Here is a 10,272-nt window from a genome sequence, read left to right as displayed (position 1 = left end):
CACAGCGCGTCGGGGATGTGGTGAAACTTTGACGTCGATTGATCGCCCACAGGCACCTCCGTGCAAATCGAGAATGGTCTCCTCAACCTGCACTACGGATGCTTGCAGCCAAACGGTTCGGTACTCGGATAGGCTCTAAGGGCCGTGCATAATGCAAGTCGCTGATTCCAGAAGTTTTTCTCTGAAGCACTAGAAAGGCCTATGAGCATTTCGCCCTCTCCCATTTGGCGCGCATCAGATGGACCTGCGTTTCCGCCGTTGGTAAAGTCCCTGTGCGTGGATGTTTGTGTAGTGGGTGGCGGGATTGCCGGAGTGAGCGCTGCGTATTTCCTGAAGAGGGCTGGAAAAAAGGTTTGCTTGCTGGAGCGTGATCGCCTGGGCAGTGGGGATACGGGTAGGACGACCGCCCATCTGACGTGTGTCACCGACGTTCGCCTTTCTGAGCTCGTCCAGGCATTCGGACGGGAGTCCGCCACTCTAGTTTGGCGAGCTGGCACCACGGCTGTTAACGCCATCGAGCGCATCGTGGCAGAGCACGACATCGCTTGCGAGTTTCGGCGCGTTATTGGTTTCCTACATGCCGTCCTGTACGGTCATGACGACGAAACCAAATCATTGCGTGAAGAGGCCGAGCTGGCGCGGGAGCTCGGTTTTGATGTTGAGTTTGTCGACGATTCGCCGATCGTCAATAAACCTGGCATGGAAATTCGCGATCAGGCGAAGTTCAGGCCGCTAGAATATCTTTCCGCATTGGCATGCTTCGTTGACGGGAACGGCAGCTTCGTTCACGAGCACACTGAGGTGTCCGAAGTCGAAGACAAGCCATTGGCGGTCGTTGCCAACGGCTGTCAGGTTTCGTGCCAGGACATCGTAATGGCGACCGAGATTCCTCTGATGGGGAAGAGGGGTCTTCTGCGAGCGTCCCTCTTGCAGACAAGGCTGGCCGGTTATTCCTCGTATGTCGTAAGTGGGCGCCTTCCGACTGGTTCGCTACCTGAGATGAGCCTGTGGGATACGAGCGATCCTTACTATTACTTGCGCGTCGACAGAGAGAGGGACGGCAACCGTGTGATATTTGGAGGCAACGACCATAAGACCGGCCAGGTTGTCGATACGGAAGATTGCTACCACCGTTTGGCGAAGGCACTGTCCGAATTCCTGCCGGAAGTCGAGTTCGATCATCGCTGGTCAGGTCAGGTGATTGAGACCAATGACGGCTTACCGCTGATCGGAGAAGAATCGCCGCATCAGTTCGCCGCAACCGGATTCAACGGCAATGGAATGACTTTCGCGACCGTCGCCGGTATGGTCATTCGCGATGCCATTCTTAAAAAAGAGAATCCTTGGCAAGAGCTCTTTTCAGTTGATCGCAAGAAGATACGCGGCGGAACGTGGGACTATATCAAGGAGAACATCGATTTCCCCTACTATTTCGTAGCCGACCGCCTAAAGGTGACCAAGTCCCCGAATGCCGACGATATTGAGATAGGGCAGGGGAAGGTCCTCAAGATTGATGGCGCCAACGTCGCCTGCTCGGGCGATGCGACGGGTCGTTTGCACCGAGCCGTATGTACACATCTCGGGTGCCTTGTGAATTGGAACGATGCTGAACAAACCTGGGACTGTCCGTGCCATGGTTCGCGGTTCAAGGCATCGGGCGAAGTTTTGGCCGGCCCCGCTGAATCGCCGCTTGAGGCAATCCCGTGGCCAACAAAAACCACGTGATGCGCGATTTTGAGTTCCGCGCTTCAACGGCGCAGACGCGCCGTTCCAGCGTCCTGGTGTTGTTATTTGCGGGGCAGCGTAGTGGCGAGGTATTCTTTATCCGTGAAAAGTAGCCACCCGCCAATTATGGCCGGACGGCGAGTCCCGACTAAATCATCTGGAGATGGATTGATGGCTGAAGGCACGATCAAAAAGGTAATGGACAAGGGTTTTGGTTTTATTAGCCTGGGGGGAGGAAAAGACCTTTTCTTCCATTCTTCGGCGCTGCAGGGCGTCGAGTTTGAAGATTTACGCGAGGGACAGAAGGTGTCGTTCACGGAGGGCCGCGGGCCGAAGGGGCCATGTGCCGAAAACGTCAAGCTGGTATAGGTGCTCGGAATCGTCAGTTTGATAAGTGAGGACAAGAAGCCGGTGAGCACTTACGGCCGTACTGGAGTTTTCGACGAGAGTTCGATGCGCGAGGATCAACGCAGGCTTGATCAATGCGGTCGTTGATTCGCGTTGCGGTTTCTAGTGGTAGTCGCGGGCATGCGGAAATTTCTTGCGTATGCGGCGCAACAAGCCGAGTGTGCGCCGTGCTCTCGTTCTTCCGATTCCATGGGCCGTCAAATGGCTGAGTGGTAGATTCGAAATCGCTTGTAGGGAACGGCGTCAGCCTTCTGAATGGGTCGGTTGATTAATGCATTGTCTTCCAAGGTCCATCCTAATTCGGCTCCGATATAGCCGAGCCGCTGCCCAATGTCACGGGTTCGCAAAATTAATAGCTCGGTGACGCCTCTTCCTCGATACTCGGGAAGGACTCCCAGCACCAACACCCTGCCGGCGCGAATACGTCGCATATTCCGCCACAGGCGGAACAGACCGATCGGCAAACCAAATGTGGTTAATCGCCCATTCAAGGGACGTGTGGCCTCGTTGAAGTCAGGAATCGTAATTGCGAGTCCTGCCGGTCTTCCGTCGACCTCGGCCATAAGCATCAATTGCGGCTCTGCCGTTTTATTACGGAATGTCGAATTGGAATGGACGCGCAGGGGGCGGCACGAAGCGATTTTCCATTGGTGCCTGCCATAATCGCGGGACCGCATTGCTCGGCTCGTACGCGATCGGGGCATAGTTGATGGCGAGGCCCAGGGTGACCGCTACGCTCGAAAGCAGTAGACCAACGCAGGCTGAACGCAATTCGTTGTGGTACCCCGCCCATCCCATCCCGATGCCTGCGATGCCGCAGATCACGCCGCAGGCTCCGATTGTCGTGCCAAGAATCGGTAAGAAGAACAGTGCTAGGCCGATCATTCCGAGAACGATCGAGGTAATCCCGACCGCCACTTGAGGCACCTTCCTGTTCGCAGCGCTGGCCATAAGACTTTCCTTCGCATTCGGCGTTTAATGCCCGGGCATGGACGTAATTAAGCCTCGCGTGGCGTAATCGCAGAAAATCAGGCCGAACAGCAGCACGAGCCAAAAGAGGGCGACAACGATCACGATCCACGTCAACCGCGGACTGCTGATGACATGCATGAAGACTAGCGCCACCAACGACGCCTTGACCAGCCCAATCGTCAGGCCGGCCGCAATGTGTGCCCCGCCACTCAGCGGAAGGAACGATACGCTGACCGTCAGCACGGTCAGCGCTAGCAGAACCAGCAGCACGGTCGCATACACGCCGACGGATAGCACGCGAGCGGACATTTGGGCATTTCCTCACAATTTCCAACGTTCCAGAGAATGTGTGCCGAGCAGATAGAGCATCGGCAACAGAAAGATCCACACGATATCGACGAAATGCCAGTACAGCGCCGTGACCTCGACCGGAGAATAATACTCGGGCGAAAAACGACCGCGCGCGGCTAGCAGCATCATGACCAGTACTGCACAAATGCCGATCGTGACGTGCAACGCGTGAAACAAGGTCATGATCCAATAAAAGGTGAGAAACAGCTTCACCTGTGGAACCTGATCCGCCGCCAGACCGAACTCGGCGGTCCACTCCTGCGGGTCAAACTTCCAGTCGGGAATCAGGCTTTCTCGATAATCGAGGTAGTACTCGATGCCCTTGAAGACGAGAAACAGAAGTCCCAGCGCAGCCGTCAATCCCAGGCATCTCACCACAGGTTTACGCCGGCCGAGCTGCGCGTAGCGAACGGCCATGACAATCGTGAAGCTGCTGACGAGCAGAACTAACGTGTTAATGCAGCCGATTTGCCAATTGAGTCTCTCGCTAGTCCGCTCAAACGCCTCGCCGTACCAATATCGGTACACGCTTAAGGCGACGAACAGGGTGCCGAAGAACATTACCTCGGTGGCCAGGAACACCCACATGCCAGTCGTGGCGGCATGATGTTGCTGCTCGAGGTCCGCATACTGCTCTCCGAGCAATGCGTGGGGACGCACCGCCGGCTCGAGCGTGGCCGTCGTCGTTTCGCCGACGCGATCCATGTCAGACCTCATTTTGCGCCTTCTCCAGGTGGTACTCGTACGGATCGCGCACCACGACGGGGGTCACGTCGAAATTATCCTGCGGCGGCGGGGACGGCGTCTGCCATTCCAGTCCCGTGGCATGCCAGGGATTGGGACCTGCTCGGCGCCCGTACCACAATGACCACAGCAGGTAGCACAACGGCAGGACATAGCCCACCGACAGGATCGAGGCGCCCGCCGTGGACAGGACGTTCCACACCTGGAACTCGGGTACGTACCGATGATAGCGGCGCGGCATGCCGTTATAGCCAACGACAAACTGCGGCAAGAACGTCAGAAAGAAGCCCACGAAGATGATCAGCGCGCTCAGCCGCGACCACCATTGCGAATACATGCGGCCGGTCATTTTTGGCCACCAATAGTGCAGTCCGGCCATGTAAGCCATTACCATCCCGCCCACCATGATGAAATGAAAATGCGCGATGACGAAGTACGTGTCGTGTACGTGCATGTCGATGCCCAGCGTGGCCAGGAACAAACCTGTCAGGCCTCCGACCGTGAACAACGCCACGAAACCCAGCGCGAAGAGCATCGGCGTTTCGAAGACGATCGAACCGCGATAGAGCGTGGCCGTCCAATTGAAGACTTTGATCGCCGAGGGCACCGCGACCAGGAAGCTCAAACTGGAAAACACCAGCGCCGAATAAAGCGAGATACCCGCTACGAACATGTGATGCGCCCACACCAAAAAGCCGAACGCCGCGATGCTCAAGCTGGAATACGCCACGAACGTATAGCCGAACAATCGCTTGCGGGCAAAGCACGGGATGACTTCGCTCACAATACCCATGCCTGGCAGAATCATGATGTACACCGCCGGGTGTGAATAGAACCAGAACAAGTGTTGAAAGAGCAACGGGTCGCCCCCCAGCGCCGGGTCGAAGATGCCGACCTGCGCCACACGCTCGACCACGACCAGCAGCAGGGCCATCGCCAGCACCGGAACGGCCAGCAAAAAAATCAGACTCGTGGCATACAGTGTCCAGACAAAGATCGGCAGCCGGAACCAGGTCATTCCCGGCGCGCGTAGCCAATGCACCGTCACGACGAAATTCAGACCGGTCAGCATCGAGGAAAATCCGGCGATGACCACGCCGATCATCGTCGGCACGACGTTGTAATGCGACGATTGCGTGCTGTAGGGAGTGTAAAACGTCCAGCCGGTGTCCAGGCCGCCGCCAATCATGGCATACAACGTCCACATCGCGCCGAGCGTGAACAGATACCAACTCAGCAAATTCAATCGGGGAAACGCCAGATCTTTGGCGCCAATCATCATCGGTAGCACAAAGTTTCCCAGGGCCGACGGGACGACGGGCACCAGGAAGAAGAACACCATGATCACGCCGTGCAGCGTGAACAATCGGTTGTAGGTGTCCGCTTCGACCAGCCCCCCTTCGGGCGTCAGCAAGTTAAGCCGCGCGATGGCAATCGCAAACCCACCAATGAAGAACATCACCGTCACCGACACCAGGAACATCAGCCCGATCCGCTTATGATCCTTGGTCAACAGCCAGGACAGCAAGCCACGGCTGACGTTCAAATAGGTCTCTGGTCGTCGTGGCGGCTGCGGCGCGACCACGATGCGCCGCGTGGTGGTGGTGCTCATGGCTCTCGATCCTCCGCGCCTGGCAAATCCCGGACGGCTTCGTTTTGCGCCTCGATGCGAACGGGCGGCGGGAATGTCTCCACGCGGGAAGGCGTGCCGCCGGTCTTGAGCGACCCGATGAACGCCACCAGGGCGTTCACCTCTTCTTCGTTCAACAGCCCGGCGAACGTCGGCATGATGTTCTGATAACCTGCCACGATTTTCGCGCCGGGGTGCAATATCGATTCGCGCAGGTATTGCTCGCCGGCGGTTACCGTCACGCCAGAGGTCAATTGCACAGGTCGATTCGCCAGGCTTTCAAGGTCGGGAGCCCGGGCGTTTTCGTCGGCGCTATGGCAACTGACGCAGCGATGCTTGAGAAAGACTTTTCGTCCCTGTAATGCCAACGAACCTTCGGCGCTCGAGGCCAGCCATTGTTGGTATTCAGCCGGCCGCATCGCGATCACCTGCCCGATCATCGTGGCGTGCGACGTCCCGCAGTATTGCGAGCAAAACAGATGGTAGGTGCCCGGCTGCGTGGCCTCGAACCACGTCGACGTATACCGATCGGGCAGGACGTCCATGTGCAAGCGAAACGCCGGCACAAAGAAGCTATGGATCACATCCTCGGATGTCAGCAGCAATTTGACGGGCCGCCCAACCGGCACGTGCAGCGTGTTGATCTCGCGCTGTCCTTCGGAATGCTGCACTTTCCACATCCACTGTTTGGCCACGACGTAGATCGGCGCCGCGTCGTCGGGCGCGTAGTAGGCCCGGACGTAGACCTCGGCCCCCCATAGAAACATCACGGCGAAGACGCCCAGCGGCGCGATCGTCCAGGCCCATTCCAGCAGCAGATTCGACTCCGTCGCCGGCGGTGATCCGATTTCCCCCGCCCGGCGGCGATAGCGAATCGAGAAGAAAACCAATAACACCGCGACAAGCAGCCCCATCGCGCCACACACCGCGGTGAGGAATAACAACAGGCGATCAACATGCTCGGCAGTGACCGAGGCTTGCGGGGGGAAAATTGCGATGTCGGTATTCATCGCCCCCCCTCTAGGCCCGTGGCTCCGTGAGTACGAAAGGCTGCCGCGCACGATTCCTCCTGCTCCGATGAAGCGATCGGCTCGCCATCGCCCACCGCGCGCGGCTGCTGGCGAGGCGTCCGTTTCCAAAGAAAGCACAGCAGACCACTCAGCCCGAGCATCGTCAGCACGCCGCCCAAGCGGACCATCGCCATGATCGTCGCGCCGTATTTGCCCTCGTTGGGATCGTAATGAAAGCACAGCAGCAGAATCTGATCGATCGGCGATCCGATCTTGTTCTGCGAAGCCTCGACGAGCCCCAGGCGCAGATCGCGCGGCGAGAACTTGACGTCGTAAAAGTAACGCGAGATTCTCCCCTGCGGCGTGAGGACGACGATCCCGCTGGCATGAGCAAACTCGTCGCGCAGCGGGTCGTACTTATAACGAAATCCAACGGCCTGCGTGATCTCATCGATCGTGGCCTGAGAAGCCGTCAGGAAGTGCCAGCCCGCGCCGTCCGGCGCACGACCATAACGATCGACGTAAGTCCGTTTTTTCTCGGCGGCCAGTTGCGGTGTCTCGCGCGCGTCGATGCTGACCGTAACGACTTCGAACTCTTTACCGGCGTCAAACGACACGTCGATCAGCCCTCGCACCAGGCCGTTGAGCACCAGCGTGCAGAGCATCGGGCAGCGATAGTAGGCCAGCACCAGAATGACGGGCTTGCCGTGAAAGTAATCGCCCAGCTGCACAGGATTGCCCGACTCGTCAACAAGCGGCAAATCGAGTGGAACCGGCTGGTCGAGCTTTTGATCGAATCCCACGTCGCGCACGGCGCGGGGGAGCGCCGATTCAGCGCGCAGCTTTGCGATCGGCAAAGCGGCCAGCACAAGCACCAGGCAAAGAATCGTGTGCATCATGGCGCGGCCTCACGAAATAGACGGCCGGAATTCGATTCTCCCGCGGTGATTAAGCCGCGATCCTTTCCGGGGCTCGTGCGCGCGGTGCGAACCGACAATTTGTCAACGACCAGCTCCATAGCTCGTTCGATCGGTATGTGGACAAACCCATCCTCGGCCGTGCGACCCAACGTCGAGAGCAACTGTTCGGCCGAGGCCGGCTGCTGGGTGTCCGTGGCGGTATCGTGCGCAGCGAGGCGGTCGATCTGCTCCAGCCGTGGCGCGTTCGGAAGGGCCGATTCCGAGCGCACGGCCAGCGGAAAGCGCGAAACGTTTTCCTCGCTCAACGTCTGCTGCCTGCCTGCAAACAGCGTCCAGACGACGTAGAAGTCGAGCGCGCCACAGATCAATCCGACGATGACCACGATCATTACGCCGGGAAACTTGACATCGCGGCGTTCGTATTGAACGTCCGGATGCGACTGGTGCTGCTCGGCCGATTCATCCCCCGTCGCAGCCGCGGTAGGCGCGGCGGCGCCCGCGGGAATTTCCTGCGCCGGGAGCACGCGATCGTCTCGTTTACGCCGTTTTTTAGCCATGCGAGAAGAGCTCCTCCCAGGCCGCTTCGTGCTCGTCGGAAGCGCGCAGCCGCGCGGCCGAGGACTCGTTGGCATCGTGCAAGGGAAGGGGTGACCAGGTTTCGATCCCGACCAACAGCCAGGCGCTCCACAGCCCGCCAATTCCAATCGGCACCACAAGTTCCATCCACCGCTGGCCGAATCCGGAAGCGGCAAAAGGAGGCGTTACGAGATAGTCGTCGAAGACTAACTGCGTGACCAGAATCCAGGCGGCGAGCAGGCTCATACGACGCAGGTCTTGCTTCACTATGCGCCACAACAGCAGCAAAAACGGAATTGCAAAACTAAAACAGACCATCAGTAGCGTCGCCGCCTGCCAACCTCGGCCGAGCCGGGGGACATACCAAATGACATCGACCGGCAGGTTGGCGATCCAGATCAACATGTACTGAAACCAGCACAGGTAGGCCCACACGATGAGGAAGGCCAGCAACAGATTTCCCAGGTCGGTGAGCGCCTTCGCCGAAATCTTCTCCGTGATCGCTGGCTGCCGACTCAGCGCCGCGAGCATGAAGATCGCGAACGCCTGCGCCGAAAGTATTTGCCCCGACACGGCCAGGGGGCCGAATATCGTGGAATGAAACGCCGGCTGCAGCGACATGACCCAATCGATCGCCGCGAAATGCATCGTAATACCGAATGCGACCAGGCCCGGCCCACTCAGATTCTCGCAGCGCCGCGCATAACGCGCGTCCCCGGTACGATCTTCGGCCCTCGACCAGCCGCGCAGGCACCACGCCAAGAGCAGCCACAGCACAAAGAAACCGGCGGCACGCACCGCAAAGAGCGGAACGCTCAAGTAGCGCTGCTGGAAGCGGACCAGTTCGTTGCTCGCGACAACATCGGCCTGCGCAAACGGATAAAGATAATGCGCGCCAAGCGCCAGCGGGACGAATCCAACGGCCACCAGCGGCATCGTGCCGACGGCGCGCTCCAGGGTCTTGCGAATCAAAAATCCCCAGGCGCCCCCGGTAAGGTGGTAGATCATCAACAGGGCCAGCGACCCCATCGCCAGCCCGAAGAAGAACAGCCAGCCGACCAGGTAGGCGCGAAAGAACTGCGCGGGATCAGACAAGCCACCGACGACCGCAATCACCATCGCCATGGCACCGATGACGAGCGCCACACGACGGTAGCCGGCCAGTCGACCCAATGCGTCAGGACGCAGCAGATTCATGGTGCCCCTCCGACCGTGGCCACTTGCGCGCCGGCGTCGAGTTGCCGGCGCAAGTCTTCGGGCAGGTTGTCGAGCGGGAAATGCTGGCTCAACTGCAGCGCGCGAACATACGACACGATGGCCCAACGATCGCGCGGTGGAATCTGCCCGGCGTAGGACGGCATCGAGCCGTAGCCCTCGGCCACGACGCGATACAAATAGCCGACCGGAGCCTCGCGGAGCCGATCGATGTGATAGGAGGGCGGACGCGTATAGCCGCGCTGGACAATCTTTCCCTGTCCCGTGCCGGCGGCATCATGGCAAACGACGCAGTAGATCATGTATCGGTTCCGCCCATGCTCGACCAATTCACGCGTGACGGAGAACGGGAATTCGTCGACCGTGTCGGCGAACTGCGCCGCTTCGACCTTCAGCAGTGACGGCGCCGTCGCGTCGGTCGCAACGTTCGGCGCCGTTGTCGATCGAGTGTCCGGTTCCTCGGGTAGCGCACGACGGCCGAAATAAAGCGCGACATCCGTGCGTAAGTGCCCCCGGGCTACCGTTCCTGCCACGGGTCGGCGCGAAGAGGTGCCGTCAGCGAAGAAACTGCTCGGCTCGTCGGGTCTGAAGCTCGGCTGATCCGCCATCTTCTGTTGGCATCCCACGCTGGTCAGAGCCACGACGAGGAACATCGCAGGCCAGGGCGAGTAATCGCCTGCATCAGGGCGCGGCAGTTTAAAATCAGCATGCATACGTCGGC

General features: G+C 59.1%; 12 protein-coding genes. 2 read left to right on the top strand and 10 right to left on the bottom strand.

All coding sequences use genetic code 11. The features are described 5' to 3' along the window. The first annotated feature begins 201 nt into the window (after window positions 1-201). Both VGN12_12665 and VGN12_12660 read left to right on the top strand, forming a co-directional pair. A complete protein-coding gene (locus VGN12_12665) occupies window positions 202-1,725 on the top strand; it encodes an FAD-dependent oxidoreductase (protein HEY4310295.1) in 1,524 nt (507 codons plus the stop codon). Window positions 1,726-1,896: 171 nt separating this feature from the next. Then, complete coding sequence (locus VGN12_12660) at window positions 1,897-2,094, top strand: cold shock domain-containing protein (GenBank protein ID HEY4310294.1); 198 nt, start codon at window positions 1,897-1,899, stop codon at window positions 2,092-2,094. Window positions 2,095-2,330: 236 nt separating this feature from the next. On the opposite strand, the gene VGN12_12655 is transcribed toward VGN12_12660, so the two are convergent. The 10 genes from VGN12_12655 to VGN12_12610 are packed head-to-tail and all read right to left on the bottom strand — an operon-like array spanning window position 2,331 to window position 10,264. Continuing rightward, the gene (locus VGN12_12655; protein ID HEY4310293.1) at window positions 2,331-2,696 is read right to left on the bottom strand and encodes a GNAT family N-acetyltransferase; all 366 of its coding nucleotides are present in this window, start codon (window positions 2,694-2,696) and stop codon (window positions 2,331-2,333) included. Window positions 2,697-2,724: 28 nt separating this feature from the next. Next, complete coding sequence (locus VGN12_12650; protein ID HEY4310292.1) at window positions 2,725-3,084, bottom strand: hypothetical protein; 360 nt, start codon at window positions 3,082-3,084, stop codon at window positions 2,725-2,727. A gap of 24 nt (window positions 3,085-3,108) precedes the next feature. After that, window positions 3,109-3,414, bottom strand: a complete 306-nt coding sequence (locus tag VGN12_12645; GenBank protein HEY4310291.1) for a cytochrome C oxidase subunit IV family protein — start codon at window positions 3,412-3,414, stop codon at window positions 3,109-3,111. Between the two features lie 12 nt (window positions 3,415-3,426). After that, window positions 3,427-4,161 (bottom strand): cytochrome c oxidase subunit 3 family protein, encoded by a 735-nt coding sequence (locus tag VGN12_12640; protein ID HEY4310290.1) that lies wholly within the window; start codon window positions 4,159-4,161, stop codon window positions 3,427-3,429. A gap of 1 nt (window position 4,162) precedes the next feature. Beyond that, window positions 4,163-5,812 (bottom strand): cbb3-type cytochrome c oxidase subunit I, encoded by a 1,650-nt coding sequence (locus VGN12_12635; protein ID HEY4310289.1) that lies wholly within the window; start codon window positions 5,810-5,812, stop codon window positions 4,163-4,165. After that, window positions 5,809-6,840: a cytochrome c oxidase subunit II gene (coxB, locus tag VGN12_12630; protein ID HEY4310288.1), complete on the bottom strand. Its 1,032-nt coding sequence runs from the start codon at window positions 6,838-6,840 to the stop codon at window positions 5,809-5,811. The genes VGN12_12635 and coxB overlap by 4 nt, the downstream gene beginning before the upstream one ends. Further along, the gene (locus VGN12_12625) at window positions 6,837-7,739 is read right to left on the bottom strand and encodes an SCO family protein (protein HEY4310287.1); all 903 of its coding nucleotides are present in this window, start codon (window positions 7,737-7,739) and stop codon (window positions 6,837-6,839) included. The genes coxB and VGN12_12625 overlap by 4 nt, the downstream gene beginning before the upstream one ends. Beyond that, window positions 7,736-8,317, bottom strand: coding sequence for a hypothetical protein (locus VGN12_12620; GenBank protein HEY4310286.1), 582 nt, complete (start codon window positions 8,315-8,317; stop codon window positions 7,736-7,738). Before VGN12_12620 ends, VGN12_12625 begins: the two co-directional genes overlap by 4 nt. Further along, window positions 8,310-9,533 (bottom strand): hypothetical protein, encoded by a 1,224-nt coding sequence (locus VGN12_12615; GenBank protein HEY4310285.1) that lies wholly within the window; start codon window positions 9,531-9,533, stop codon window positions 8,310-8,312. Before VGN12_12615 ends, VGN12_12620 begins: the two co-directional genes overlap by 8 nt. Then, window positions 9,530-10,264 (bottom strand): cytochrome c, encoded by a 735-nt coding sequence (locus tag VGN12_12610; GenBank protein HEY4310284.1) that lies wholly within the window; start codon window positions 10,262-10,264, stop codon window positions 9,530-9,532. The genes VGN12_12615 and VGN12_12610 overlap by 4 nt, the downstream gene beginning before the upstream one ends. Between the last annotated feature and the right edge of the window lie 8 nt (window positions 10,265-10,272).

Source organism: Pirellulales bacterium, assembly GCA_036499395.1.
GTDB lineage: Bacteria > Planctomycetota > Planctomycetia > Pirellulales > JACPPG01 > JACPPG01.
The sequence above is the reverse complement of the archived record's forward strand: the minus strand, read 5'-3'. Positions and strand labels throughout refer to the sequence as shown.